This window comes from Planococcus massiliensis, assembly GCF_000821325.1.
Lineage (GTDB): Bacteria > Bacillota > Bacilli > Bacillales_A > Planococcaceae > Planococcus > Planococcus ruber.
Genome location: NZ_CCXS01000001.1, coordinates 410,360 through 433,921, shown reverse-complemented (window position 1 = coordinate 433,921; position 23,562 = coordinate 410,360). Strand labels below are relative to the sequence as shown.

Genomic DNA, 23,562 nt, shown 5'->3' with positions numbered 1-23,562 from the left:
CCGTCAACCAAAATGCTGTTTCAAGTAAAAGGGATTGCTGCCGCCTGCTCCGAATTCAATAGCTTTCTCCCCCCTCCGGATGATGCCGTTGAATGATTTTCGCATAAACGGCAGCTTCTTCTTCGTATTCCGTATGCGGCGACATGAGCGGCCACCACTCTGCCAATTCCTTGTACAATTTCATGGTTTCCTGCACCTCCGCTATTTTTCTTCATTATAATCAGCAGGCACTTGGAGAAATAGCTTAGCGGCTTAAAGGCTCAAAAAAACGGCCACGGAAAATTTCCGGAGCCGTTTCGCTTTTTCATTGTTCTTTTACCACCGTATGGGCATAAGCATCATGTGGAAATTTCTCGCCTTTGGCGTCTGCGTATTTTTCGCGGTCGCGCAAATAAGCAAGCGGACTGATGGTGTCCCGATGCAGCACACGTTTCAAAATTTGACTATCCGTCAATTCGTTGCCGTCTTCGCTCTCTACTTTAATGCCGAACGCTTTCTGCCCAAGCGTCTGCCCCTGCAGGCGAAGCTGCACATATTCAAGCCCCCAGAAAACCAGGGTCGGTGCTGCTACTTGAAGAAATGCTTCATTCTTTATCTTCTTGCGCAGAAGCGGCTCCAGTGCCAGTGGAACTGCTGTAGAAATAACCGAGTCGACCACTGCCGCCTTGGCGCGTTTTTTTGTTAAATCATGCATCGATTTCCCTCACTTTCAAATAGGTTTACCTTCATGATAAGAGATTCCGGAAGATAAGACAAAGGACAAGAAAATAAAACGCACTTACAAGTGATCACTGGACCACTTAAAATCAGTTTCTACTCTTATCGTCTTGGCCGTCTATCCTTTCAAATCGGTACAATGACGCGGACAGAAGTGCCTTTTTCAATCGTGCTCGCCACTTGGATGGAACCGCCATGCAGCTGGACCAGCTGTTTTGTGATAGCGAGGCCAAGTCCGGTGCCGGTGCTGGAATCCTCAGTATTCGTGCCGCGGTAATAGCGATCAAACAATTTATCCAGGACTTCCGCTTTCATGCCCACGCCGTCGTCTTCGATAATAATCACTGCTAGATGCTGTTCAATCGCCGAAATGGAAAGTTTGATTTCCGTTCCCGGCGGATTGTATTTCATCGCATTGACAATCAGATTTTCGATAATGCGCTGAAACCATTTTGGATCGACGGCAGCCTCTACACTGTCAGATGCTGCATGAAAGGAGAACTTCCAATTTCCATTTGCCGGATCGTTGATGAACTGGATGACAATCCGGCGGACGAACTCATTGAGGTTCACTGTCTCCTTTGAAAGCGGCAAGGCCTGGTTTTTCAAGCGGAAAGTCAGCGTTAATTCTTCCAATAAATCCATCATGTAGGTGGATTTATCGTTCATGATGGCCGCAAATTCCCGGATTTCCTGTGCAGACCATTCATAATCCGGTGATTCCAGCATTTGTGCGTAGCCTGAAATCGACGACAGGGGCGTTTTCAAATCATGCGATAATCCACTGATCCAGTCTTCCCGCGTCCGTTCCAACTGCTTCTGCTGATGCTGGTGCAATTTCAGCTTAGCTGTCAATTGCTCAAGCGTGGCCACAAGGTCTTTATAAAGCCGATACTTCTTTTTTACTTTGCCATTGCGCTTAGTGATTAAAGATTCGTTTTTTTGGTTGACGGGTTGTTCGTAGCGTCCGTCCCCGAGATTTTTAATCCATTGCATCATGACGAGAAGCGGAACGCCGAATTTCCGTGCATACCAGAGGGTGCCGCCGATTAGCAAAATCAGCAAGACGACAATAACGATGTAGAAATTCCGTGTTTTCAGTATGGTTTCCAGCGCATCGGATGGTGGTGCCACAGCCCCTGCAATCACCGATTTTCCAGTTGCAGGATCTGTTTTGATGGCTGCCGACCGGGTGTCTGCGGCCAATTCGCCAATTTTTTTGATGGTGTAGCTTTCCTGTTCTCGCACATCGCCATAGCTATCCAGTACGATGCCATCTTTGCCGATCAGCAGCACCCAAGCCGTTTTTTCCTTCAGCTGCGTTTTCAAATCCGCTGCTAAATTCAATTCGCCTTTTTCCCAGTCAATCGCCGGCTCAGCTGAAGCGAGCCATTTGGCAGCAAGATTCTCTTTGCCGTAAAGCAAAAACAGGGAGCCTCGTTCTGTATTCTCCAATTCCCAATAAGTGTACTGCCCCTCGGCTGAATCGTCCCACATCCATGATGCCACTTCTTCGACCGCAAGCTGTTCGGGCAGATTGCCATCGGCATTGAATGAATCCAGGACTCGTCCGTCCCTATTCAATAGAATCAGCCAGCCGTCTTGAGCTTCCGCCGTTTTTTTCAAACCTTTTTTAATCGAAGCACCATTTTCATCGAATTCGAATTGATTCATAAAATAACTGCTATCTGCATCTGCTAAATCCCGGGCCGCCTCATCTTCAGTGACGAAATAGCCGATGGCTCCCCAAAGCGTCAGCATCAATAGCAGAAAAACGAATGACAGCAGGAAGAGCTGGATAAAAAACTGCACCATAAACCGCTTATGCAAATTCATGGCTGTCTCCCGGAACAAATTTATAGCCGAGCCCCCGAACCGTTACAATAAGCGCCGGGCTGCTTGGATCGGCTTCAATTTTTTCGCGCAATTTACGGATATGGACCATGACGGTATTGTCTTCGCCGAAAAATTCTTCGCCCCATACATTTTCATAAAGCTGGCTTTTGCTGAATAATTGGTTGGGATGCTTACAGAAAAACAGCAGCAATTGATATACTTGAGCAGGCAAATCAACGGGATTTCCGTCGACTTTCACTTCACCTGCGTTCGGGTTGACTGAAAGTGCACCATATTCAAAAAGCATAGGTTCATGCTTTGGCGCATTGCCAAGCCGCCTTCTAAGGTGCGCTTTAATGCGGGCTGCCACTTCCAGCGGATTAAAGGGCTTCGTGATGTAATCGTCCGCCCCCATCGCAAATCCGGTCAATTTATCGAGATCGGTTGAGCGGGCGGTCAAAAAGAAAATCGAAGCGTCCGAGATCTCCCGGATGAGCGGACAGATTTCAAGGCCGCTCCGCCCCGGCAGCATGACATCCAGCAAAATCAGGTCGTAGGATTGCGCTTTGCACATTTCCAGCGCTTCTTCCGCTGTGCCAGCAGTATCGATGTGCCGGAAATCTTCCCTTTTTAAAATAGTCATCAACATATGTAAAATTGCTTGTTCGTCTTCTACAATCAATAATTGAGGGTGTTTCATCGAGACATTCCCTTCCATCTTATTTCCTGCATTTATCATATCATTCAAGTGATTTAAATAAGGAGAATTAAGGAAAAATTAAGGCAGCGGTTCTGTCAGCTTAAGAAACAGGTTTTACAATGAAAACAGACCTAAAGAAACGGGCTACGCGCCACAAAAAATTTTGGAGGGAAATCATCATGATCGCCATTGGAAAAAGAGAATTCATCAGCATGTTCAAAAGCGTCAAATCCATTATCATCATTGCCATCCTGCTCCTCACATCCTATTATTCAGCGAAATTCTCCGGGGTGCTCGCGTCCGGCATCGCCCTTACCGAAAAGGAAATGGCCGACATCCATACCGTCGGACTGCTGATTCTGCTGTTCATCTTCGGCCAATTATTTGTGATGGGCCTGTCGCATGACAGCATCAACAAAGAAAGCCATGAACGCACAATGCGTTTTCTCGTCACCCGGACTTCCCGCCTGCAAATTCTGCTAGGCAAATTCGCCGGTGCTTGGCTGTTCTGGTTCACTTGCCTCGTCATTTCATTTTTACTCATTGCCATTTTTGCCTTAAAGTTTGATTTCTTCATCTTCTCTCAAGTCATGGCTTTGCTGACGTTCCAGATTGCTTTGACGATTTTGTTGTCTGTTGCCATTCCGAAACCGTCGGCAACAATGTTTCTCGGCATCCTCATCGGCTTATTGTTCCCGGCGCTCGGCGCTTGGCTGGTTTTTATGGACAACCCGTGGGTTTCTTGGCTTAAATTTGTGAGTCCCTACTATTACTTGGTGGAAGACACGTATCAATTTCTGATCATTTTCGGGCTTGCCGGGCTGCTGCTTGCGGCGGCTGCGCTGATTTTTAACAGGAGGGAATTTTGATGAAAGCGATTGAAACGAAGTTATTGAAAAAAACATACGGCTCTACTCCTGTCGTGAAGGGCATCAACCTCATCGTCGAAGAAGGGGAAGTTTTCGGCTTTCTTGGACGCAACGGGGCAGGAAAATCCACATTCATCAATATGCTGACCGGCATCACCCGTCCGACAAGCGGCAGCTTTACGATTCTAGGCGTCGAAGGTCCGGACGAACGGATGAAAAAGCATATCGGCGTCATGCCGGATTACTCTACCTTGTTCAACTCGATGAATGCCATCAAGCATTTGAAGTTCCTGTCTTCTTTATCCGGAAAACCGGTTTCCACTACCGAATGCCAGCAGGTCTTGAAACAAGTCGGCTTAGAGAATGCCGGCAATAAAAAAGTCGGCAAATTCTCGTTCGGGATGAAGAAAAAACTGGGCATTGCCCAAGCCATCATCCACGATCCGAACCTGATTTTTCTCGATGAACCGACTTCCGGCCTCGATGCGGAATCGGCCTTGCATATCCACCGATTGATCAGCTCGCTGAAAGAACGCGGCAAAACCATTTTCATGACTTCCCATAATTTAGACGAAGTCGAAAAAATCTGTACGACGATTGCCATCATGAAAGACGGCAGCATTGTCAAAAGCGGCACGATGGATGAGCTTCGCTCTTATTACCGTTCTGCCATTACGGTTGAACTGAAGCACGCCGCAGTTCCTGCAAGTGAATCCCAGAATCTCTATGCATGGCTTGAGACAGCGGGTTCTGAACTGCGGAGAGAAACGGGCTTCACATCCATTACCGTCGGCAGCGAAAAGAAAATTGCAGAAATCATTCGGGCCTTCACCCGCTGCCAAGTCGATATTTTCCGGGTGGAAGTCAATGAGCCCTCATTAGAGGAAATGTTCCTTGCGGAGTAGAATGTAAATAAAAGAAAAACCGCAGGGAAAGGCATCGGCCTTTTCGCTGCGGTTCATGGTTCTATTTTTTAATGGGGCTTTTAGTTCTTGTTTTCATTAGGTCTTTCCACATTCGAAGATTTTTTCATCAATTCATTAAGCAAGTCATCCAGCTCTTGTGAAATGCGGATGGTTTCAGGATGCGTCAAACCTTTTGTTAATCCGGAATGGATCATCAATGCCTGCTTCTCTTCAAAGTCCGTCATCACCGAACCTCCTCCTTCTTTGGCGGGCTGAGTGCCCGTGCGGGAATCCAAGTTTTTTGCTTGCTTCTGATGCGCTGCCGGTGGCTTCTACATCAATTATAGACCTTTTTTGCAAGGCTATCAATTCCCTCCTAAAAAAGGAAAAGATTTCCCCTTAATGCAATCATTACATAAACTACCGAATGGTTCAATCGTCTTATTTACTCTTTTTAGAATATTAAATAAAAAATCGAAAGTCCTGTTTCCCTTAAGGACGAGTTATATATTTTAATAATTCCACTAATAGTTTATTCATCTCTTCGGCAGTTTGTTTAAAATCCTGGCGATGCCATTCAATCACTAGACCAAGGATAGCATTGGCCTGGTAGGCGCTCAGCATGCCCGTATCGATTTTATCGTTGCCGTGAAGGCGCATATCTTCGTCCAGCAATTGCTGCAGATGGTCGAACAGCAAATAATAATAGTTCAATGGAGCTGTTTTGGAAAAGACAATCCGGTAGAATTCCTCGTATTTTTCGATATGATGGAAAATCCGGATCGTCGCCGGATTCAATTCTTCTGTATGAATGGTCCAGGCGTATTTGTAAGGTTCCAGGTAGGAATCCTTTAGATTCTGCATGATCTCTTTAAAATACTCTTCAAAAAGATTCTCCACTTGGCCGTAATGCGTATAAAAAGTGCCTCGGTTCACTTTTGCCAATCGACAGATTTCCGTCACTGAAATGGAATTCAAAGCCTTTTCCTTCAATAAAAGCATCAAGGCTTCTTTTAAGGATTCTTTCGTTTTGATGATGCGCAAATCCAGCTGCTTCATTATTTTCACCTCTTATCGGACAGTTTTTTGATTTATGTTCGTTACTGGACAGTTCCTGATTTTTTGCTTATTGTAAGCGATTCCTTTACTGGATTATAATTTTATCATACAGTTGTTCATTAAAACAAAGGAGGTTTTATTGATGAAATTAGAAGGCAAAGTAGCAGTAGTGACAGGCGCAGCATCCGGCATGGGGAAAGCGATTGCGGAATTATACGCAGCTGAAGGCGCGAAAGTCATCGTGTCCGATTTGAACTTGGAAGGTGCAGAAGCAGTGGTCGAAGGCATTACGGCAAAAGGCGGCACAGCGAAAGCGGTCAAAGCGAACGTGGCGAAGCAAGAAGACGTGGAAAGCATGATCGATGCAGCAGTCAACGATTACGGCACATTGGATGTATTGGTCAACAATGCCGGCATCATGGACGGGTTTGAGCCGGTTGCTGACATCACCGATGAGCGCTGGGACCTGATTTTCGATATCAATACAAAAGGCGTCATGCGCGCTATGCGTAAAGCGATTCCGATCTTCCTGGAGAAAAAGAAAGGCAATATCATCAACATCGCATCGACTGGCGGTTTGAACGGCGCACATGCTGGGGCGACTTACGGCGCTTCCAAACACGCAGTCGTCGGCATGACGAAAAACACCGGCTTTATGTACGCAAAAGAAGGCATCCGCTGCAACGCGATTGCCCCAGGAGCTGTCGCAACGAACATCAGCGCTTCGATGAAGAACATCAACGAATTCGGCATGAGTCGTGCTCAACTGGCACAGGCAGCGATCCCAAGCGTCGGCCAACCGGAAGAAATTGCACAGGTTGCCCTCTTCCTGGCTTCTGACGAATCAAGCTTCGTCAACGGCACAGTAGTAACGGCAGACGGCGGCTGGACTGCAGCGTTTTAAGCAAAAAAGCGAAATCCCTTTGCAAGCCCCCGGTTCTTAATCGAACCGGGGACTTGCTTGTTTTTACCCCATTTTTCCTGGAAAATTTTTCTTTTATTTTATTTTCACAGACAGCTTTTGGCTTTACTTTCCTTGAAGATGAAAATACTTTCCTTTGCGCTTCCCATACTTTCCTTGAGAGTTCAAATACTCCCCTTTCTCTCCAATTTACTTTCCAGACAATAAAAAAAGCCGCAAACGCGGCGAATTTCAGCCTATTAAATTAGTTTTGACTGTTCGTTCACGGCACGTTCGTGGGCAAGCAGCCATTCTTTCCGTTCGAGGGTGCCGGCATAGCCGGTCAGCGTGCCGTTCGAGCCGATGACGCGGTGGCACGGGACTACAATGGTCAGCTTGTTTTTGCTGTTGGCGCTGCCTACTGCCCGAACCGCCTTGTCGCGGCCGATCGCAACCGCAATATCCTTATAGGAGGCGGTTTTCGCGTATTCGACTTCCATCAACGCCTGCCAAACTTCCTGCTGAAAAGGCGTCCCGATGGAATAGAGCGGCAAATCGAAATCTGTGCGCTCGCCTTTGAAATACTCGTCAAGCTGCTGCGCACATTGCTTGAGCGGCTCCGGTGTCTCCGCGGCCAGAAGATGCTGCGGCTCATTTCGGTCTGTAAATAGGATCGAATGGACGCTTTCTGCATTTCCGGCAATTTCAATGATGCCAACCGGTGACGGCAGATCGAGCAGATGCATTTCATTCATGATAAGGCCCTCCTTGTCCCGGCCTGTACGCCGCTTTTGCGGTAGTCGCCGGGAGATAATTGTTTGATCGTTTTAAACGCTTTATAGAAATTGGATGGACTTTGGAATCCCGCCTCGTAGCAGATATCAAGATTGGATAAGGCACTGTGTTCAATAAGATGCGCCGCTTTGTCGACGCGTATCTTTTTCAAATAAGCGAGCGGTGTTTCCCCGGTCTCTTGTTTGAAAATCCAGTCCAGATAAGACGGCGTCAGGCCTGCATGATCCGCAATTTCCGCTAGCCGCAAAGGCTTTCTGTAATGAGCCGCGAGAAATAAGGCCACTTCCCGCACCACTTCCGTATTCGGCGACAGTCCGGCATTCGGCTGGCATCTTTTGCAGGCGCGGTAGCCGTGCGCTTCCGCTTCGTGCTGCGAGAAATAAAACTCGACATTGATTTTTTTCGGTTTCCGGGAACGGCAGGACGGACGGCAGTAAATGCCGGTCGTCTTTACCGCCGTATAGAACAAGCCGTCATAGCCCGGGTCGCAGGCCATGATTTTCTCCCACATTTCTTCAAATGAAAAATGCGTGTTTTTCATTTTTCGGAGCCCCTTCCTTTTACCTGGCATATAAACGGGATGTCTCGCCGGAATTTACCATTTGCTTAGCTTCTTCTCTCATTATAGCGAAAATTTTATCCGAAAGCGCATTGCCGATACTGAAGCGGCGAACTCCCCAACTCTTCAATTTTTCCACATTCGTCAAACCCGGCAGCGACAATAAATTCAGGGACACTTCGAGTACATCCACCAGCTCGCGGACGGCATTTTCTTCCGTTAACCCCGGCAGAAAAATCCCGCTTGCCCCTGCTTGTTCATAGGCTTTTGCACGTTTCACCGCCTCTTCCTGCGATGGAGTTTCCTGAAGATAGATATCGCTCCGCGCATTGATGAAGAAACGTTCATAACCGGAAGCATCCAGCGCAGAACGAATGGCGCTCAAGCATTCTGCATGTTCCGCTCTATCCCGAAGACCATCTCCATTTTTCATCGAATCTTCAATATTGATGCCTGCCGCTCCGATCTTTGCGACTTGCAATACATGCTGGACGATGGTCTCGTTATCTTCCGCATATCCAGATTCAATGTCTGCAGACACAGGAATCTCTACACTCTCAACAATTTCCTGAATGATCTTCAAATGCATATTAAATGCCATTTTTTCACCATCCGGCAATCTGAAGGAATCGGCAATTCCCCAGCTTGTCGTGCCGATTGCCTGAAATCCTGCTGCTTCCAAAGCTCTTGCCGAAGCGGCATTCCATGCATTTCCGAGAAATAAAAGCTCACCTTCTTGATGCAATTCATGAAACGCGTTGATTTTGTTCATTGCTGCTTCCCCCTTTGTTTTCCTGGTTTTATTCTACCAAGCGGTTCACACGGGTTCGTCCTCATTCTTGCACTTATGGTCCGAAGCTTTACAAATCTTAACACGGGCTTAAAGCAGTCTTAGCATTCGTCTGCGATACTTGAGGGGAATGATAGAGAGGAGACGATGAAGACGATGAAAATTGCAGTAATCGGCGACTTGCACTATCCGGCACTTGCAGAGGAATACGCGTTCATAAAGGAGGACCGGAAAAAGTTCTACGCAAATTTTATGGAACGTTTTTTCTCGATTCCGGCAGACCTTTACGTATCCATCGGCGATTTGACGAATTACGGTTTGAAAGAGGAACTCGAGGAAATCTATGCGATCATCGATCAGCACCAAAAGCCGTTTGTTCAAGTCCTTGGCAATCACGATCTCTACGGGCAAACCCGCCATGAAGTGCTGACAATCACCCAGCAGAAACGCTACCGCGACATTTCAACCGACCAGGCGGTGCTCGCTTTTCTCGATACGGCAAAAGAGCAGGATTACCGCGACTGCGGCGGCGCGCTCGACCCCGCCCAGCTTTACTGGCTGAAAGGCGTCGTCGAACAAAGCGGCAGCCGCCCACTCATCGTCTTCGGGCACCATCCGGTCTATGACACCACGATCCAATCGGATCAAGAATTCCGCTGCATCCACCCCCGTACTCCGGTATGGGATGTGCTGAATAAAAAACAGGGGCCTGGCCTCTACATGAACGGCCATAACCATTGCAACTCCATCGCCGTGCGCGAGCAATGGAATTTCGTGCAGCTGGCAGCCGTGCTTGATGAACAGACGGCGCGCATCATTGATCTGTCCGATACAGAAATCAGCATCGAGACGATTGACCTTTACGACCCTGAACTTCAAAAAAGTGCGCAGGTGATTGGCCACGCCATTCCACATTTCTCTTTAAACCGTCAGCTTCTCGGTCCGGACAGCGACGTGAAGCATGTGATTCCGCTGCCGGTGCGGAAGGCACAAAGAGTCTAACAAAACAGCAGATAGCCTTCAATCCCCTCATCCTATTCGGATGAGGGGATTTTTACTTGAGCTGAAAATGAACAAGGACGAGTTCTGAAAACCCGTCCTTGTTATTTCTTATCTGCTAAATTTCCCGAATGCCCCAATGACTTCATTCCAAAAATCCATTCCCGCAATACCGGAACGGAAATTTTCCCTTCCACAATCGGCTTGGCGAGAAAAATGACCGGTGTTGAGCTGACGAACATGACAATGGCGAACCATACAACCGGCAACCCAAGATAGAACGACCAGCCCAATTCCTCCGGGAAAAGTTCCAGAAGCGTGAAGAGATTGATGAAGAATAGATGAAGGACATAGACGTAGGCCGTCCTTCTGCCCAGATATGTAAATGACCGTTTCTGCCGAGGCACCCATGGCAGAAAAGCAATGATGCCCAAAAGCATAATGAGGTAGAAAACCAGCCTCAGCCACGTGCCTTCCAGCATGGAATCTGCTACTTGGACGTAAGGGTGCCTGGCTAACAGTGCGTCCCTCGCTTGATCCAATGAAAAAGCAGAAAGCAGAAAGAGGCTTGCAGCTGCACTGAAAAGCGACACAACTTTCGCTTTTTGCGTCTTGAACCAATCCAGCTGTTCTTTTTTCGCGTAATGGCCCATAAGAAACAGCGGCAAGAAAACGAATGTCCGGGACAGGCTCAGGAATTCTCCAGCTCCATCCACCCAGCCGATGGCAAGCGCGATAACAGCCGACACCAAAATCGGATGCTTCAATTTGGAAAACGGCAGCAGCAATAAATTCCAGAAAAGCAGGCTCAGCAAAAACCACATCCCGAAACTCGGTGCAAAAAGATTCGCTGCGAGTTCCGGAAATGTCTGAACCAGCCCAAGCATCCACAAGTAAAAACTTTGAAATACCAAATAAGGAAGCAGAATGCCGAGCACGAGACGCTTGACGAACCGCTCTTTGTCCTTCCACACATGCTTCGTGAAATAGCCGGTTATCAGAATCAGTGCAGGCATGCGGAATGAAGCCAAAAAGTTATTTGCAAAATATAGCGCTTCGCTGCTTTCCCGTACCGGACTCAGCAGATGCCCAAGCACCACCAGCGAGACTAAAAGGAAGCGGGCATTGTCGAAATAAGGGTCCCTCCCTTTTTCTGCCGGTTTTTCGAACTTCAGCTTTTCCAAAATAAGGTGAGTTGATTTCTTCATGGCAGACCCTTTCATCCTGAAAATTTCTATACCCACAACCGCTCTGGATGATTGGTTGTCAACGCGATGCCCTGATTGAAACGGAGGACTCTATCCGCTTCCGCTTTTTGGTCCACTGTCCAGACGATAAGATCTGTGCCGTTGTTTTTCAAGATGCTGATCATTTCCTCATCAACATACTGGTGGTGCATCGATACCGCGGAAGCTCCGATTTCATTCACTTGATCGACCAGCAAAAGCGGCGAACCGAGCATCACCAGAGTCCGTTTAACTTCCGGATTAAATGCCAGACAGGTCTTTAAGCTTTTATGATCAAATGAAATCAGGCTGCACTGCGATTCTGTATTGAAATTTTGGATAAGCGTCAGCACATTCGCTTCCAGCCCCTCGTAAAGGCCAGCCATCTGTTTCAATTCAATCAGCAAATTCTTCTTGCCTCTAACCAGTTCAAGCACTTCTTCAAGCGTTGGAATCTGTTCACCTGTAAAAGCCGGATCGAACCAGCTTCCGGCATCGAGTTTCTTCAACTCAGCTAGAGTCAAATCCATCACATAACCGGAGCCGTCTGTCGTCCGGTCCACCCGGTGATCGTGGATGACGACCGGAATTCCGTCTTTTGACTGATGAACATCAATTTCAATGCTGGTGATTTTCGGTTCCTCAAGCGCCAATTCGATGGCAGCCAATGTGTTTTCCGGCGCTTTCCCTGACCAGCCCCTATGAGCAATAAGTTGTCCCATGCAAATACCTCCTCCTTATTTCACACCCGTGTAAACGAAAGCCCGAATAATATGCTTTTGTGCAAAGAAGAAAATGACCAGAATCGGCAGCACCAGCAATAGATTCCCGGCCATCACCACGTTCCAGGCCGCTCCGCCTTCCACTTGCCGCAGCATGGCGATGCCAAGCGGCAGTGTTCGTGCTTGATCCGTTGTCGTCATGACAAGCGGCCAGAAATAATCATTCCAATGCGCGATGAAACTGAATAGCGCGAGCGTGATCAAAACAGGTTTTGCTAGCGGCAGCATGATTTTGCGGATGATCTGCCATTCTGAAGCATCATCCAGGCGCGCCGCTTCGAGCAATTCCTCCGGCACTTGCATAAACGACTGGCGCAGCAGGAAAATTCCGAACGCACTGGTCGCAAACGGTAGGATCAGTCCCCAAATTGTGTCGAGGATTCCCCATGAACTGAGATTCAGGTAAACCGGCAAAAAGATTAGCTGGCTCGGAATCATCAAACAGATCATGGTCAAAGCGAAGAAAAAATTCTTCAGCGGAAATTCATAGCGCGCAAACGCATAAGCTGCTGGAATGATGGTGGCAAATTGCAGAATCAGAATCAGCAGCGTCACAACGACGCTATTCATAAAGTATTTAAGGAATGGACCCGAATTCCATGCTTCTACAAAGTTCTGCCATTGCAAAGCTTCCGGAATCCAGACTGGCGGAAACGTCATGGTCTCCCCCAGCGATTTAAAAGCGGTGCTCGCCATCCACACGAATGGAACGGCGAAAATGATGAACAACAGAACCAATCCGATTCCGTTGGCAATTTTGAAAATGGGTGATGAATTCATCTGTTTCCCCTCACTTATCGGTAATGTACTCGCTTGCTCAACACTTTGAAATAGACGACGGTCAGCACACTTAGGATGACCAGCAAAATCACGCCGGCAGCTGAAGCGTAGCCGATTTTAAAGAACTGGAACCCGTATTGATAGATGTAATAAACAAAGGTGTTGGTCGAGTTGATCGGTCCACCCGCTGTCATCAGGTTAATGGTCTCGAACACTTGGAACGAGTTGATGACACCAATGATTGTCAGGAAAAACAAAGTTGGCGACAGCATCGGCACGGTGATTTTCAAGAACCTTCTCCACGGCGGCGTGTGATCCAGTTCCGCCGCTTCATACAAGTCTTTTGGAATGCTCTGCAAACCAGCGATAAAAACGAGGGTATTGAAACCGATGCCTTTCCATACCGCCACAAGGATCAAGGAAGTGAGCGCATAATCGGGACTTGTCAGCCACATGACCGATTCCATGCCAATCAGGTTAAGGAACCAATTCAGCAAGCCGTAATCGGCATCCATGATCCACATCCACAGCATGGAAACCGATACCAGTGAAATAATATGCGGGCTGAAGATCGATGCCTGCATGAATGAGTAGACAGCACCGCCTCGGTTCAGCCAAAGAGCTAAAAGCAAGGATAAGCTGATCGTTAAAAACACAGTGAAAAACGTATAGATGAATGAGTTGGAAATGACTTCCCTGAAATCCCGGTCGCTCAGCAAATAGCTGAAATTGGAAGTTCCGACAAAGTCCTTGACCGGACTGACAAAATTCCAGTCATGAAAACTTAAATAGATCATATAGCCGATAGGATAGATGAAAAACAAACAAAAAATGAGGATCGCCGGAAAAATCATCGCATAGGGACGCAGTTTCACCCAGGAAAGGAAACCTTGCCGCTCCGCTTTCTTTTCTTCCATATCAAGCTGGACTTTAGCGAACGCCATTCAATGCCGCCTCCTTTTGGAACGGGAAATCCAATGCAGGCAATGCTGTCTGATCGGCTCCGAAAGCATACAGCTTTTCCATCGGAATCGTAGCAAAGCACTTGCCGCGCTTGGATACGGGCGCCGTAAAGCTGCGGATGTTCATCGTACCGACGCGGTTTTTCACTTTATAGACCGTTTCCGCCCCTAGCGTTTCGAGTGTCAAAATCTCACTTTCCAGTTCGATGGTATGCGGCACATGAGCGGATTCCAAAGCAAGGCCCGCATGCTCCGGCCGAAACCCGATATATGCCGCAGCTTCCGGCAGGGCATCTTGGAGTTCGTGGAATTCTTCTTTTTTGAAAACGTTCATTGGCGGCTGGCCGATGAATTCCGCCGCGAATAGATTACCCGGACTCTGATACACATCAATCGGTGCTGCTTTTTGCTGAACGACTCCTTTGTTTAAGATAATGATTTCATCGCCCATCGACATCGCTTCAACTTGGTCATGGGTAACATAGACGAAAGTCGTCCCTAATTTTTCGTGCAGCTGGATCAATTCTGTGCGCATCTGCGTGCGGAGCTTAGCATCCAGGTTAGATAGCGGTTCATCCAAGATGAAGACTTTCGGCTTCTTGACCATGGCACGTGCAAGGGCTACCCGCTGGCGCTGGCCTCCCGACAGCTTATCGGGTTTTTTGTCCAAATGATCGGACAAGCCGACTATTTCTGCGATTTCCGCAATCAACAGATTCCGTTCCTTTTTCGGCACTTTCCGGTTGGCTAGTCCAAACTCGATATTCCCTTTAACGGTCATGGTCGGATAAAGGGCATAGTTCTGAAACACCATCGCGATGTCACGCTTGCTGGGAGCGAGATCATTGACCCGCTTTCCATCAATCCAGATATCGCCTTCGGTCTGTTGCTCAAAGCCCGCGAGCATCCGCAAAATGGTGGATTTCCCACAGCCGGAAGGGCCGACTAGCACTGTAAACGAGCCATCTTTGATCGTCAGGGAAATGTTTTTGACGACCTGGTCTCCGTTAAAGGCCTTTGAGATATTGTCCAGTCTAATTTCAGCCATACGTTTCTTCCTTTCTATTGGCCATTGCCGATTCTCCATTCATCCTTTTCACCAAATGGACTAATTCATCGATTGTCTCAACGGAAACCGTCCACTCTGTCGCATCGTCATGCTTGTATTCACTGATTAGGCAAGTTTGTCCGCCAGCTTGGTGCACCGGGTACAAATCGTTCCACGGATGGTCGCCGACAGACAGGATTTCATGCGGCTCGTATCCTTCCTCCACCAGCCCTTCGAAAAGCGCTTTAATGCCATGCGGCTTATTGCCGTCGAAATGAAATTCATCAAACACCTCGTTGAGTTCCATGAAATCCACAAATTCCTGGGCAGTCGGCAATGGCGAGTTGGTCATTAATATGAGCCGCCTTCCTTCCAATTTACTGATTTCATCGAAAAGGTCCGTCCTTTTGCTGATGCAATACGCTTTCTCGAGCATCTCTAACCTAACGTCAGTGAAAGCTTGTTCTCTTATGTCAGGTGAAATCCCTTTTTTGATAGCGATCAATTGAGCAATTCCCCACGGATCGCCAAGGTACACCAGCGGAACGCTCCCATCCTGAAGCGCTTCCGTCTCGATGCCTTCCCAGTTATAAGCCGCAGTCGGCTGCAATTCTTTATGGCTATAAAAAAGCAATTCTGCCGGGTCATACATGAAACCGAGTTTGATCGGCTTTCGGCCTTCCAGCAAATCATAAGCCCAGACAACAGTTTCATCGATTTCCGCTTCCGGAAAGCGATTTGCCATCATTTTCGAAATATAGCGTCCCATAAAGGAATAATCCTGATAAAGTGTTCCGTCCATATCAAATACCAATGCCTTGATGTCTTTCATCCAGTTCATGCCGGTGCCCTCCTGATTTGAAAAAAAAGCACGGTGAAGTGCTTTCTTTTTGATTGGTTATTTTAAGACCGCATTGGCCTTTTCAGCCGCTGTATCCAAAACTTCCTCTGTCGGAATGCTCTCATCCAAGATGCCGCGGGTCATTTCATCAATCATGATTTTTACAACTTCCGGGTAATTTTCAGCCATTGGACGCGCCACGCCGTTTTCAAGCTGATCAACTGCCACTTTGAATTGCGGCTTTTCTTCGTAAAGTGCCTGCATCTTCTCAGATTCCGCAGCCGATAAGCGGCTTGGCAGGTAGCCAGTGAATTCAGAAGCATACGCCGTTTGTTCAGTGGCAGTCATGAATTTGATGAATTCCCAAGCTGCCTGCTGCTTTTCTTCATCCAAGCCGCTCGTCATCACCAAGTTAGCGCCGCCAGTCGGCACTTTCGTTTCTTTGCCGCTTGGCATGAAATACGTTTGCAGTTCAAATCCTTTTTCTTCAGCCAGCTGCAGAAGGTACGATAAGTCTGCAGTTGATGCGAAATGCATGCCGGCATGTCCGTTAACGAAATCCTGTCTCGCCTTTTCACCCGCTTCCGTGCCTGCAGAAACTTTCATCGTTCCTTCATTGGACATGTTTCTGAACAAATCAAAGGCTTCTGCACCCTCTTTACTGTTGAATGCCACTTCTGTCCCATCTTCATTCATCGTTGATCCGCCAGCCTGAGCGATGAAAGCTTCATAGAACCAGATATCAATCGGCAAGGACATCCCGACCCGGCCATTGCCGTCTGTGAATGCCGCTGCATACTCTTCGAACTCTTCCCACGTACCAGGACCTTTCAGATCAAGTCCCGCTTCTTCTGCCAAAGTCGTATTCATATACATGATTGGCGTACTTCTCAAATACGGCAGTCCATATAATTTATCATCGACGTATGAATTCCCCATCAGCCCCGGGTTAAAGTCATCCATATTGATTTCTTCGTCGTTTTCAACAAAAGACGTCAAATCCTGTGTCATGCCTGATTTCGCAAAGACGCCGATGGAGGCGATTTCGTTCTGCGTCACTTCCGGTGCGTTCCCTGCAGCAAAAGCCGCTTGTGTCTTCGCATGAAGCTCGTCATAAGTACCCTGGAATTCCGCAGTTACATGAATTTTGTCTTGGGATTCATTGAATTGTTTCACTAAGTTTTCATTGTTCTCCCCGATTTTGTCGCCCCAAGCGTACCAATAGGTCAATTCCACTTTGCCGTCAGAAGCTTCAGCGGAGTTCGCTTCCGCGCTTCCGTCACTTTCCGAACCGCCGCATGCCGCAAGCACCAGCAATGTATACATCAAGATCAATAAAAAGCTTAGTTTTTTCATTTCCCTGCCTCCAATTTCTTTTTTTAGCAAACAGACTCAAGGCAAAACAAAGAGACCCCAAATAACCTTTTCGCATACATTTGTGCGAAGGCATTTGGGGTCTCTCTTAGTGCACCCTGTCATCTATCTACTTTTCAATTTGATTGTAACGCGCGCTTGTTAATCCAGTGTATGAAAAATGTAAAAGTCACCTTAACATTTCAACTGTGGAAAAGTTTTCCGCCCACAGGGCTTCATTGGAGGTGCTGATTGCAAGTGCCCCTGCCTCAAGTGAAGCTCTCACATGTTCCGGCGCAGACAGCAGACCGCCTGTAATGATCGGGATATCGAGCAGTTCGGAATAGGAGCGAATGACGCCATAAAGAGTGGCCGGCATAATTTCAATCAGATCCGGAGTCGGCTTTTGCTTGTTCTCAAGCACATTGCCGTAAACTTCCGAATCAATCATGAAGACCCGCTGAACAACGAAAAGATTCCGTTCTTTCGCTTTTTTTATCAGCGCCGGCTTGGTTGTAACAATGCCGAACGGCTTGACGTAGTTGGCAATGAAATCGAGCCCTTCATTATTCAGCAGCAGTCCGCCAATTTTTTCCGCGTGGATCAGAACGGGAATTCCTTCCTCCTGGAACAGGTCGACATAGCGTTTGACGTTCATAATAGATCCCATCAATAAAAACACAGCGGCAATCTCTTCTTTACTCGCGAGTGCCTTCTCAATCGATTTCGGGCATTTCACCGCGGCGATTTTCTTCCGCTGCTTTAGGCGGCAAATCATTTCGTCATGATCCCATCGGGTTTTCATATTCCTCAAATCCCCTTTCATCTTATGTACACCTCCCATTATAATTTCCAGAAACCGCAGGAACCGGAAATTTACAAAACTTTACAAGTTCTTTAAAGCAGCTTAGCAATATTCTGCAATACTGTGGGTGTACGCAATTGAGAGGAGATGGAGAAATGAAGATTGCAGTAATCGGCGACTTGCATTACCCGGCTTTGGACGAGGAATACGAATTTATCGAAGAGGACCGCAAAATATTCTATGAGAATTTTCTTGAGCGCTTTTTCTCAATTCCCGCAGACCTCTATGTATCCATCGGCGACTTGACAAACTTCGGCTTGAAGGAAGAGCTCGTCCAGGTTTACGATATGATTAATCGGCACGGCAAACCGTTCATCCATGTGCTCGGCAACCACGATGTCTATGCCCAAACCCGGGAAAAGGTACTTTCCCTGACCGGCCAGCAGCGTTATCATTCCATCACTTTGGAATCTGCGGTATTGGCCTTTCTTGACACGGCGAAAGAGCAGGACTTCGAAGATTGGGGCGGTACCCTCGATGCCGAACAAATCGACTGGCTCGGCAATGTGATTGAGAAGAGCGGCAATTTACCGTTGCTTGTTTTCGCACATCATCCCGTCCACGCTACCACTGCTAATTCTGAGAAAGACAAGTTATGCATTTCTTCCGATATCCCCGTATGGGAATTGTTGAATAAAAAGCAGGGCTCCGGCCTTTACGTCAACGGCCATAATCACTTCAACTCGATTGCAGAAAGAAGCCAGTGGAATTTCGTTCAGCTGGCCGCTGTATTGGATGAACAGGCCGTGCGGATCATTGAAGTGACGGATTCACAGATTTCCATCGATTCAGTCGATCTGTATGATCCGGATCTTTACACACGGGCCCAATATATCGGAAACGCCATCAGCCATTTCGGGCTTAATCCTCATCAGCTTGGTACGGAAAAAGATGTGCGGCATACCATTGTGCTATTGCCGGAGAAAGAAACAGCTGAAAAAATATAATTTGACCTATCGAAACAGGCAGGCCTTTTCCAGGTCTGCCTGTTTTTTCACTTTCTTTATGGTAAAATCTTCTAAACAGTGAAATGCGAGGCGGTGGGAAATAATGAGAAAAAGAATTCTGGTTCCTTTAGTTATCGTTATCGTGTTTATTTTGGCTATTGTCTTTTGGCGGATGAGTCAAAATGTTGATGTCGGCTATGTGATGGAGATTAGGAAAACGACAGATGGTGAACAGCGTCTCCACGTTGTTGAATTGCCGAAAGATGAAACAAAGGGCAAGACGCAAGAAGAAATTCTCGAGTTGATTGATGAAAAAAGCAGTGAAGATCCGACCTTAGGAGCCACGTACTCGATTCCGTGGATCAATCGTAACCTGAAATCGAAATACGAGCCGGGCGACCGGGTGCGCATCTACTGGCATGGATGGGTGAACCAGTCCGATCCTCCCCAAATTCCCGGAACTTCCCTCATCCTAAAATCTGAATACAATTAAAAAAGCCTTCCTTAGGGGAAGGCTTTTACTAACTAAGCAGGTAAATAGTGATGAGCAGGAACCCAATAACGAAAGGGATTTGCAGCAGCGATACAAGATACGACTTGGAATCCGGAAAGTATCTCCATTCCAAGAACGCTTCGATTATACCCAAAGCCAGGAAATAAAAAATCCAGAACCATAAAATCGCATCATCAAAAACGTCTAGAAATAAGAAGATGGCTATAAGAGCAGCCCCTAAAATAATTTCCCTTCCCCAGTTGCTGATCTTTCCGCCAGGCGTTTCCGAAAGAACGACTTTCTCGACTTTCAAGAGTTTCCGCATTAAATACTCGGCTCCGAAAAATACCGCCATCAAACCAAGAAACAAGAGAACCGTTTCCATGAATGCCGCCCCTTTCTCCCAATTTCTTTTTCTTCTACCTTCTTTATGTAGTAGTTGGAGAAAAGTTCCAAATTAAGACTAAGAATAAAAATTTTAAAAACCGCTTGTGTTTTATTTTCATCTTCTCTATACTTTAAAACGTAATGATTACTATTTAGTTTTTGAAGGAGGAATTTCCGCATGCCAGCCCAAATACCGATTACAGTGCTCAGCGGCTACCTCGGATCCGGCAAGACCACTTTGCTGAACCATATTCTGCAAAACCGTGTAGGATTGAAAGTTGCGGTAGTAGTCAACGATATGAGCGAAGTGAACATTGATGCGTCCCTCATTAAACAAGGCGGTTTTGTCAAAACCGAGGAAAAGCTGGTGGAGCTTCAGAATGGCTGCATTTGCTGCACGCTCCGCGAAGACCTTGTCCTGGAAGTTGAAAAACTGGTGGAGTCAGGCGATATCGATTACATCGTCATCGAATCTTCCGGCATCAGCGAACCCATCCCCGTTGCCCAGACCTTTACATACTTGGATGAAAGCCTGAATTCACGCCTCCTGGAACTTTGCCGCCTTGATACAATGGTGACCGTGGTGGACGGCAATGCTTTCTGGAAAGATTTCGCTTCCGGCGACACTTTGCTTGACCGAAAACAGCAAACGACAGACGAAGATGATCGGGAAATTGCAGATCTGCTGATCGATCAGATCGAGTTCGCCAATGTAATTTTATTGAATAAAACCGATTTGCTTTCGCCTTTAAAAACGCTGGAACTGAAACAAGTCATCCGCAGCTTGAATCCGGACGCGGAAGTGATCGAGACCGCATTTTCAACTGTCCCGTTGGACCGGGTGCTGAACACGAAGCTATTCGATTTCGAAAAATCGAGCCACAGCCCCGGTTGGCTGAAAGAACTTAACGGCGAACACATTCCTGAAACAGAAGAATACGGCATCACTTCGTTTGTGTACCGCAGCCAGAAGCCGTTCCATCCCGAGCGCCTCATGGCCTGGATGCTGGAATGGCCGGTGGAAGTTGTCCGCGCCAAGGGGTTTCTATGGATTGCCTCCCGTGACGATGCAGCCGTCTTGCTTTCACAAGCGGGCCCTTCACTCAGCATCGAATACGCCGGTGCCTGGGATCTCGATTATGGAGTGAAAATGACCGAACTTGTACTGATCGGCATCAGCATGGATCAACAAGAACTGACCGACTCACTCAGCCAATGCCTGCTTGCCGAAGATGAAATGCTGCAGGACTGGAATAGCTTTTATGACCCACTGCCAACATTTCAAACCTTAAAGGAGGATTGAACGATGAGAGTGAATATTACATTAGCCTGCACCGAAACCGGTGACCGCAATTACAGTACGACAAAAAACAAACGCACCAATCCGGAACGCATCGAATTAAAGAAATATTGCCCCCGCCTTCGAAAAGTGACCTTGCACCGCGAAACCAAATAAAAAAATTTTAGTTATTTTCAAATCGTAATGATTACTACTAAAGGAGACAAACCCATGGCAAAAAAATCCAAGATCGCGAAAGACCGAAAACAGCGCGAAACCGCTGCCCGTTTTGCTGAAAAACGCAAAGCCTTAAAAGAGCAAGGCGACTACGCGGCATTGTCGACCCTTCCAAAAGATGCTTCACCTACCCGCTTGAACAATCGCTGCGCATTAACCGGAAGGCCACGCGGCTATATGCGGAAATTCGGCATGTCCCGAATCGCATTCCGGGAACTCGCGCATAAAGGGCAGATTCCGGGCGTCAAAAAAGCCAGCTGGTAAACAACGAGAAACTACACAAAAAATTTCAACGAGGTGACCAATGAAGAAATTATTATTCCTAGTCCTGCTGCTTGTGCTGTTCCTTGGTGCATGCAGTTCAACAAACGATTCCTCTACAGATGCAGCTAACGGAGCCGATACTGCTAAAGACGATAAATTATCGGTTTACACGACCGTTTATCCCCTGACTTATTTCACTGAACAGATCGGCGGCGATCTGGTCGAAGTCGAATCCATCTACCCTGCCGGTTCAAACGAGCATACTTACGAGCCGACACAGCAAGACATGATTTCACTGGCAGAAGCGGATCTTGTGTTCTATATCGGGATGGGGCTGGAAGGCTTTATCGATAAAGCACAGACAACATTGAAAAACGAAAATGTGGAATTTGTCGCGACTGCAGCAACGATTCCAGAAGAGGAACTTGGCGAAGGCCATTCCCATGATCATGAAGCAGAAGATGAGCATAACCATGAACACGGGGACGAAGAGCACAATCATGATCACGAAGCTACTGAAGAACACAGCCATGAACATGAAGCTGCAGACGAGCATAACCATGAACACGGGGACGAAGAACATAATCATGACCACTCATCTACTGAAGAACACAGCCATGATCATGACCACGGCCATAGCCACGGTTCAGTCGATCCCCATGTTTGGATTTCACCGGTGTTGAGCCAACAATTGGCGGAATCGATCAAGAACGAATTGGTTGAACAAGACAACGAAAATGCCAAAACATACGAAGCGAATTACGAAGCATTAATCGAAGAGTTAAAAGAACTTGATCAGTCCTTCCAGGAAACAGCGGATGCCGCTGCGAACAAAACATTCTTTGTGTCGCATGCTGCTTTCGGCTATATTGCGGATACTTACGGGCTTGAGCAAGTAGCGGTCGCTGGCTTGAACAGCCAAGATGAGCCGTCGCAAAAAGAACTGACTCAGATTGTCGACCAGGCGAAAGAGCTGGACGTCCGCTATGTTGCTTTTGAACAGAACGTCTCCTCCAAATTGACCGAAGTCATCCAGAAGGAAATCGGTGCAGAAGCCGTCCAGCTTCATAATCTCGGCGTATTGACTGAGGAAGATGTAGCGAACAAAGAAACTTACTTTACCTTGATGGAAGAAAACCGGAAGACGCTTGAGAAGATTTTAAATTAATTCAGATGAAAAACCCAACTGTCACGTAACAGTTGGGTTTTTATATTTTCGTTATTGCGCTGTCAATCCGCCGTCTACAATGAATTCAGAACCGGTAGAATAGCTCGCTTCATCAGAAGCAAGGAACACCACCATATTTGAAACTTCTTCAGACTGCGCCACGCGCTTCAATGGAATGTGTTTTGAGAATTCCTCCACTGCCGCTTTTGTATCTTCCTGAACGACCATTGGAGTCGCGATGACGCCTGGGTGAACCGAGTTGACGCGAATACCGTAATTTGCACATTCCAATGCAGCAGCTTTTGTCATGCCGCGTACCGCGAATTTTGTATCTGTGTAGCCGATTGCACCGCCGACTAATCCATTCATCGACGAAATGTTGACGATCGAGCCGCCGCCCGCTTTTTGCATGGACGGAATGACTGTTTTCATACCAAGGAATACAGAAACCTGGTTGATTTCGACGATGCGGCGATATTCTTCCAATGTTGTCTGCAGGATTGATTTCGCTACTGAAATGCCCGCATTGTTGACCAAGATAGTGACCGGTCCAAATGCTTTTTCCGCTTCTGCTACCACATGTGCCCAGTCTTCTTCGCTTGTGACGTTCTGTTTGACGAATAACGCATTTTCGCCAAGTTCAGCGGCAAACGCCTGGCCTTTTTCTTCGTTCAAATCCGTTAAGACCACTTTTGCGCCTTCTTCGATGAATCTTTTTGCGTGAGATGCGCCCATCCCTTGAGCGGCACCTGTGATAATGGCAACTTTGCCTTCTAATCGAGCCATATAAGATTCCTCCA

At 47.2% G+C, this 23,562-nt stretch carries 29 protein-coding genes; 10 read left to right on the top strand and 19 right to left on the bottom strand.

What is annotated here, in order from left to right:
• Positions 1–55: 55 nt before the first annotated feature.
• From BN1080_RS17440 to BN1080_RS02185, 4 genes are all read right to left on the bottom strand, one after another.
• A complete protein-coding gene (locus BN1080_RS17440; RefSeq protein ID WP_267882896.1) occupies positions 56–184 on the bottom strand; it encodes a hypothetical protein in 129 nt (42 codons plus the stop codon).
• Positions 185–304: 120 nt separating this feature from the next.
• Positions 305–694 carry an RDD family protein gene (locus BN1080_RS02195; RefSeq protein WP_052650114.1) on the bottom strand — a complete coding sequence of 130 codons (390 nt, stop codon included), beginning with the start codon at positions 692–694 and terminating at the stop codon, positions 305–307.
• Between the two features lie 149 nt (positions 695–843).
• Entirely contained in the window at positions 844–2,553 is a 1,710-nt protein-coding gene (locus BN1080_RS02190) for a sensor histidine kinase (RefSeq protein WP_052650112.1), read from the bottom strand.
• Positions 2,540–3,253, bottom strand: a complete 714-nt coding sequence (locus tag BN1080_RS02185; protein WP_052654330.1) for a response regulator transcription factor — start codon at positions 3,251–3,253, stop codon at positions 2,540–2,542. Before BN1080_RS02185 ends, BN1080_RS02190 begins: the two co-directional genes overlap by 14 nt.
• 179 nt (positions 3,254–3,432) lie before the next feature.
• Between BN1080_RS02185 and BN1080_RS02180 the strand changes: the two genes are divergently transcribed.
• Together BN1080_RS02180 and BN1080_RS02175 are read left to right on the top strand one after the other, a co-directional pair.
• Positions 3,433–4,122, top strand: coding sequence for an ABC transporter permease (locus BN1080_RS02180; RefSeq protein ID WP_052650110.1), 690 nt, complete (start codon positions 3,433–3,435; stop codon positions 4,120–4,122).
• On the top strand, positions 4,122–5,027 hold the full coding sequence (locus tag BN1080_RS02175; protein ID WP_052650109.1) for an ABC transporter ATP-binding protein: 906 nt from the start codon (positions 4,122–4,124) through the stop codon (positions 5,025–5,027). The genes BN1080_RS02180 and BN1080_RS02175 overlap by 1 nt, the downstream gene beginning before the upstream one ends.
• An 80-nt stretch (positions 5,028–5,107) precedes the next feature.
• Here BN1080_RS02175 and BN1080_RS16950 read toward each other — a convergent pair whose 3' ends face one another.
• Both BN1080_RS16950 and BN1080_RS02170 read right to left on the bottom strand, forming a co-directional pair.
• Positions 5,108–5,272 carry an aspartyl-phosphate phosphatase Spo0E family protein gene (locus BN1080_RS16950; RefSeq protein WP_110925550.1) on the bottom strand — a complete coding sequence of 55 codons (165 nt, stop codon included), beginning with the start codon at positions 5,270–5,272 and terminating at the stop codon, positions 5,108–5,110.
• A gap of 247 nt (positions 5,273–5,519) precedes the next feature.
• Positions 5,520–6,086, bottom strand: a complete 567-nt coding sequence (locus BN1080_RS02170; RefSeq protein WP_052650107.1) for a TetR/AcrR family transcriptional regulator — start codon at positions 6,084–6,086, stop codon at positions 5,520–5,522.
• Between the two features lie 142 nt (positions 6,087–6,228).
• Here BN1080_RS02170 and BN1080_RS02165 point away from each other — a divergent pair, with 142 nt between their 5' ends.
• Positions 6,229–6,990, top strand: coding sequence for an SDR family oxidoreductase (locus tag BN1080_RS02165; RefSeq protein ID WP_052650106.1), 762 nt, complete (start codon positions 6,229–6,231; stop codon positions 6,988–6,990).
• Positions 6,991–7,247: 257 nt separating this feature from the next.
• Here the strand turns inward: BN1080_RS02165 and BN1080_RS02160 are convergent, their stop codons facing one another.
• Genes BN1080_RS02160 through BN1080_RS02150 form a run of 3 tightly spaced genes read right to left on the bottom strand, consistent with a single transcriptional unit; the run spans position 7,248 to position 9,113 of the window.
• The gene (locus tag BN1080_RS02160; protein WP_052650104.1) at positions 7,248–7,742 is read right to left on the bottom strand and encodes a methylated-DNA--[protein]-cysteine S-methyltransferase; all 495 of its coding nucleotides are present in this window, start codon (positions 7,740–7,742) and stop codon (positions 7,248–7,250) included.
• Positions 7,739–8,323, bottom strand: a complete 585-nt coding sequence (locus BN1080_RS02155) for a bifunctional transcriptional activator/DNA repair enzyme AdaA (RefSeq protein ID WP_052650102.1) — start codon at positions 8,321–8,323, stop codon at positions 7,739–7,741. The genes BN1080_RS02160 and BN1080_RS02155 overlap by 4 nt, the downstream gene beginning before the upstream one ends.
• Positions 8,324–8,342: 19 nt before the next feature.
• A complete protein-coding gene (locus BN1080_RS02150; protein ID WP_052650101.1) occupies positions 8,343–9,113 on the bottom strand; it encodes an isocitrate lyase/PEP mutase family protein in 771 nt (256 codons plus the stop codon).
• A gap of 165 nt (positions 9,114–9,278) precedes the next feature.
• Here BN1080_RS02150 and BN1080_RS02145 point away from each other — a divergent pair, with 165 nt between their 5' ends.
• The gene (locus tag BN1080_RS02145) at positions 9,279–10,133 is read left to right on the top strand and encodes a metallophosphoesterase family protein (RefSeq protein ID WP_110925549.1); all 855 of its coding nucleotides are present in this window, start codon (positions 9,279–9,281) and stop codon (positions 10,131–10,133) included.
• Between the two features lie 101 nt (positions 10,134–10,234).
• Here BN1080_RS02145 and BN1080_RS02140 read toward each other — a convergent pair whose 3' ends face one another.
• The 8 genes from BN1080_RS02140 to BN1080_RS02105 form a co-directional block, all read right to left on the bottom strand.
• Positions 10,235–11,338, bottom strand: a complete 1,104-nt coding sequence (locus tag BN1080_RS02140) for an acyltransferase family protein (RefSeq protein WP_199876576.1) — start codon at positions 11,336–11,338, stop codon at positions 10,235–10,237.
• Between the two features lie 26 nt (positions 11,339–11,364).
• On the bottom strand, positions 11,365–12,078 hold the full coding sequence (locus BN1080_RS02135) for a glycerophosphodiester phosphodiesterase (protein ID WP_052650095.1): 714 nt from the start codon (positions 12,076–12,078) through the stop codon (positions 11,365–11,367).
• A 15-nt stretch (positions 12,079–12,093) separates the two neighbouring features.
• Complete coding sequence (locus BN1080_RS02130) at positions 12,094–12,918, bottom strand: carbohydrate ABC transporter permease (RefSeq protein WP_052650093.1); 825 nt, start codon at positions 12,916–12,918, stop codon at positions 12,094–12,096.
• 14 nt (positions 12,919–12,932) lie between these two features.
• Positions 12,933–13,862: a carbohydrate ABC transporter permease gene (locus tag BN1080_RS02125; RefSeq protein ID WP_234398911.1), complete on the bottom strand. Its 930-nt coding sequence runs from the start codon at positions 13,860–13,862 to the stop codon at positions 12,933–12,935.
• Positions 13,849–14,928, bottom strand: a complete 1,080-nt coding sequence (locus tag BN1080_RS02120; RefSeq protein ID WP_052650091.1) for an ABC transporter ATP-binding protein — start codon at positions 14,926–14,928, stop codon at positions 13,849–13,851. Before BN1080_RS02120 ends, BN1080_RS02125 begins: the two co-directional genes overlap by 14 nt.
• Complete coding sequence (locus tag BN1080_RS02115) at positions 14,921–15,769, bottom strand: HAD family hydrolase (protein ID WP_052650089.1); 849 nt, start codon at positions 15,767–15,769, stop codon at positions 14,921–14,923. The genes BN1080_RS02120 and BN1080_RS02115 overlap by 8 nt, the downstream gene beginning before the upstream one ends.
• Positions 15,770–15,826: 57 nt before the next feature.
• The gene (locus BN1080_RS02110) at positions 15,827–17,125 is read right to left on the bottom strand and encodes an ABC transporter substrate-binding protein (RefSeq protein ID WP_052650087.1); all 1,299 of its coding nucleotides are present in this window, start codon (positions 17,123–17,125) and stop codon (positions 15,827–15,829) included.
• Between the two features lie 187 nt (positions 17,126–17,312).
• Positions 17,313–17,927: a glycerol-3-phosphate responsive antiterminator gene (locus tag BN1080_RS02105; RefSeq protein ID WP_110925684.1), complete on the bottom strand. Its 615-nt coding sequence runs from the start codon at positions 17,925–17,927 to the stop codon at positions 17,313–17,315.
• Between the two features lie 155 nt (positions 17,928–18,082).
• On the opposite strand from BN1080_RS02105, the gene BN1080_RS02100 reads away from it, so the two are divergent.
• Together BN1080_RS02100 and BN1080_RS02095 are read left to right on the top strand one after the other, a co-directional pair.
• Positions 18,083–18,934, top strand: a complete 852-nt coding sequence (locus BN1080_RS02100) for a metallophosphoesterase family protein (RefSeq protein WP_052650085.1) — start codon at positions 18,083–18,085, stop codon at positions 18,932–18,934.
• 103 nt (positions 18,935–19,037) lie between these two features.
• Entirely contained in the window at positions 19,038–19,427 is a 390-nt protein-coding gene (locus BN1080_RS02095; protein ID WP_052650083.1) for a DUF3221 domain-containing protein, read from the top strand.
• Positions 19,428–19,455: 28 nt separating this feature from the next.
• On the opposite strand, the gene BN1080_RS02090 is transcribed toward BN1080_RS02095, so the two are convergent.
• On the bottom strand, positions 19,456–19,812 hold the full coding sequence (locus BN1080_RS02090) for a DUF4181 domain-containing protein (RefSeq protein ID WP_052650081.1): 357 nt from the start codon (positions 19,810–19,812) through the stop codon (positions 19,456–19,458).
• A 180-nt stretch (positions 19,813–19,992) separates the two neighbouring features.
• On the opposite strand from BN1080_RS02090, the gene BN1080_RS02085 reads away from it, so the two are divergent.
• From BN1080_RS02085 to BN1080_RS02070, 4 genes are read left to right on the top strand one after another with little or no spacing between them, the layout of a single operon-like run.
• Positions 19,993–21,117 carry a GTP-binding protein gene (locus BN1080_RS02085; protein WP_052650080.1) on the top strand — a complete coding sequence of 375 codons (1,125 nt, stop codon included), beginning with the start codon at positions 19,993–19,995 and terminating at the stop codon, positions 21,115–21,117.
• 3 nt (positions 21,118–21,120) lie between these two features.
• Positions 21,121–21,270 (top strand): 50S ribosomal protein L33, encoded by a 150-nt coding sequence (gene rpmG / locus BN1080_RS02080; RefSeq protein WP_052650078.1) that lies wholly within the window; start codon positions 21,121–21,123, stop codon positions 21,268–21,270.
• A gap of 54 nt (positions 21,271–21,324) precedes the next feature.
• Entirely contained in the window at positions 21,325–21,594 is a 270-nt protein-coding gene (gene rpsN, locus BN1080_RS02075) for a 30S ribosomal protein S14 (protein ID WP_052650077.1), read from the top strand.
• Between the two features lie 40 nt (positions 21,595–21,634).
• Positions 21,635–22,762 carry a metal ABC transporter solute-binding protein, Zn/Mn family gene (locus BN1080_RS02070; protein WP_052650076.1) on the top strand — a complete coding sequence of 376 codons (1,128 nt, stop codon included), beginning with the start codon at positions 21,635–21,637 and terminating at the stop codon, positions 22,760–22,762.
• Positions 22,763–22,813: 51 nt separating this feature from the next.
• On the opposite strand, the gene BN1080_RS02065 is transcribed toward BN1080_RS02070, so the two are convergent.
• Positions 22,814–23,548 carry a glucose 1-dehydrogenase gene (locus BN1080_RS02065; protein WP_052650074.1) on the bottom strand — a complete coding sequence of 245 codons (735 nt, stop codon included), beginning with the start codon at positions 23,546–23,548 and terminating at the stop codon, positions 22,814–22,816.
• Positions 23,549–23,562 lie beyond the last annotated feature (14 nt).

Excerpts from the sequence above, each read along its gene's own strand:
- BN1080_RS17440 (WP_267882896.1), bottom strand. The coding sequence starts at position 184 with ATGAAATTGTACAAGGAATTGGCAGAGTGGTGGCCGCTCATGTCGCCG.
- BN1080_RS02195 (WP_052650114.1), bottom strand. The coding sequence starts at position 694 with ATGCATGATTTAACAAAAAAACGCGCCAAGGCGGCAGTGGTCGACTCG.
- BN1080_RS02190 (WP_052650112.1), bottom strand. The coding sequence starts at position 2,553 with ATGAATTTGCATAAGCGGTTTATGGTGCAGTTTTTTATCCAGCTCTTC.
- BN1080_RS02185 (WP_052654330.1), bottom strand. The coding sequence starts at position 3,253 with ATGAAACACCCTCAATTATTGATTGTAGAAGACGAACAAGCAATTTTA.
- BN1080_RS02180 (WP_052650110.1), top strand. The coding sequence starts at position 3,433 with ATGATCGCCATTGGAAAAAGAGAATTCATCAGCATGTTCAAAAGCGTC.
- BN1080_RS02175 (WP_052650109.1), top strand. The coding sequence starts at position 4,122 with ATGAAAGCGATTGAAACGAAGTTATTGAAAAAAACATACGGCTCTACT.
- BN1080_RS16950 (WP_110925550.1), bottom strand. The coding sequence starts at position 5,272 with ATGACGGACTTTGAAGAGAAGCAGGCATTGATGATCCATTCCGGATTA.
- BN1080_RS02170 (WP_052650107.1), bottom strand. The coding sequence starts at position 6,086 with ATGAAGCAGCTGGATTTGCGCATCATCAAAACGAAAGAATCCTTAAAA.
- BN1080_RS02165 (WP_052650106.1), top strand. The coding sequence starts at position 6,229 with ATGAAATTAGAAGGCAAAGTAGCAGTAGTGACAGGCGCAGCATCCGGC.
- BN1080_RS02160 (WP_052650104.1), bottom strand. The coding sequence starts at position 7,742 with ATGAATGAAATGCATCTGCTCGATCTGCCGTCACCGGTTGGCATCATT.
- BN1080_RS02155 (WP_052650102.1), bottom strand. The coding sequence starts at position 8,323 with ATGAAAAACACGCATTTTTCATTTGAAGAAATGTGGGAGAAAATCATG.
- BN1080_RS02150 (WP_052650101.1), bottom strand. The coding sequence starts at position 9,113 with ATGAACAAAATCAACGCGTTTCATGAATTGCATCAAGAAGGTGAGCTT.
- BN1080_RS02145 (WP_110925549.1), top strand. The coding sequence starts at position 9,279 with ATGAAGACGATGAAAATTGCAGTAATCGGCGACTTGCACTATCCGGCA.
- BN1080_RS02140 (WP_199876576.1), bottom strand. The coding sequence starts at position 11,338 with ATGAAGAAATCAACTCACCTTATTTTGGAAAAGCTGAAGTTCGAAAAA.
- BN1080_RS02135 (WP_052650095.1), bottom strand. The coding sequence starts at position 12,078 with ATGGGACAACTTATTGCTCATAGGGGCTGGTCAGGGAAAGCGCCGGAA.
- BN1080_RS02130 (WP_052650093.1), bottom strand. The coding sequence starts at position 12,918 with ATGAATTCATCACCCATTTTCAAAATTGCCAACGGAATCGGATTGGTT.
- BN1080_RS02125 (WP_234398911.1), bottom strand. The coding sequence starts at position 13,862 with ATGGCGTTCGCTAAAGTCCAGCTTGATATGGAAGAAAAGAAAGCGGAG.
- BN1080_RS02120 (WP_052650091.1), bottom strand. The coding sequence starts at position 14,928 with ATGGCTGAAATTAGACTGGACAATATCTCAAAGGCCTTTAACGGAGAC.
- BN1080_RS02115 (WP_052650089.1), bottom strand. The coding sequence starts at position 15,769 with ATGAACTGGATGAAAGACATCAAGGCATTGGTATTTGATATGGACGGA.
- BN1080_RS02110 (WP_052650087.1), bottom strand. The coding sequence starts at position 17,125 with ATGAAAAAACTAAGCTTTTTATTGATCTTGATGTATACATTGCTGGTG.
- BN1080_RS02105 (WP_110925684.1), bottom strand. The coding sequence starts at position 17,927 with ATGAAAACCCGATGGGATCATGACGAAATGATTTGCCGCCTAAAGCAG.
- BN1080_RS02100 (WP_052650085.1), top strand. The coding sequence starts at position 18,083 with ATGAAGATTGCAGTAATCGGCGACTTGCATTACCCGGCTTTGGACGAG.
- BN1080_RS02095 (WP_052650083.1), top strand. The coding sequence starts at position 19,038 with ATGAGAAAAAGAATTCTGGTTCCTTTAGTTATCGTTATCGTGTTTATT.
- BN1080_RS02090 (WP_052650081.1), bottom strand. The coding sequence starts at position 19,812 with ATGGAAACGGTTCTCTTGTTTCTTGGTTTGATGGCGGTATTTTTCGGA.
- BN1080_RS02085 (WP_052650080.1), top strand. The coding sequence starts at position 19,993 with ATGCCAGCCCAAATACCGATTACAGTGCTCAGCGGCTACCTCGGATCC.
- rpmG (WP_052650078.1), top strand. The coding sequence starts at position 21,121 with ATGAGAGTGAATATTACATTAGCCTGCACCGAAACCGGTGACCGCAAT.
- rpsN (WP_052650077.1), top strand. The coding sequence starts at position 21,325 with ATGGCAAAAAAATCCAAGATCGCGAAAGACCGAAAACAGCGCGAAACC.
- BN1080_RS02070 (WP_052650076.1), top strand. The coding sequence starts at position 21,635 with ATGAAGAAATTATTATTCCTAGTCCTGCTGCTTGTGCTGTTCCTTGGT.
- BN1080_RS02065 (WP_052650074.1), bottom strand. The coding sequence starts at position 23,548 with ATGGCTCGATTAGAAGGCAAAGTTGCCATTATCACAGGTGCCGCTCAA.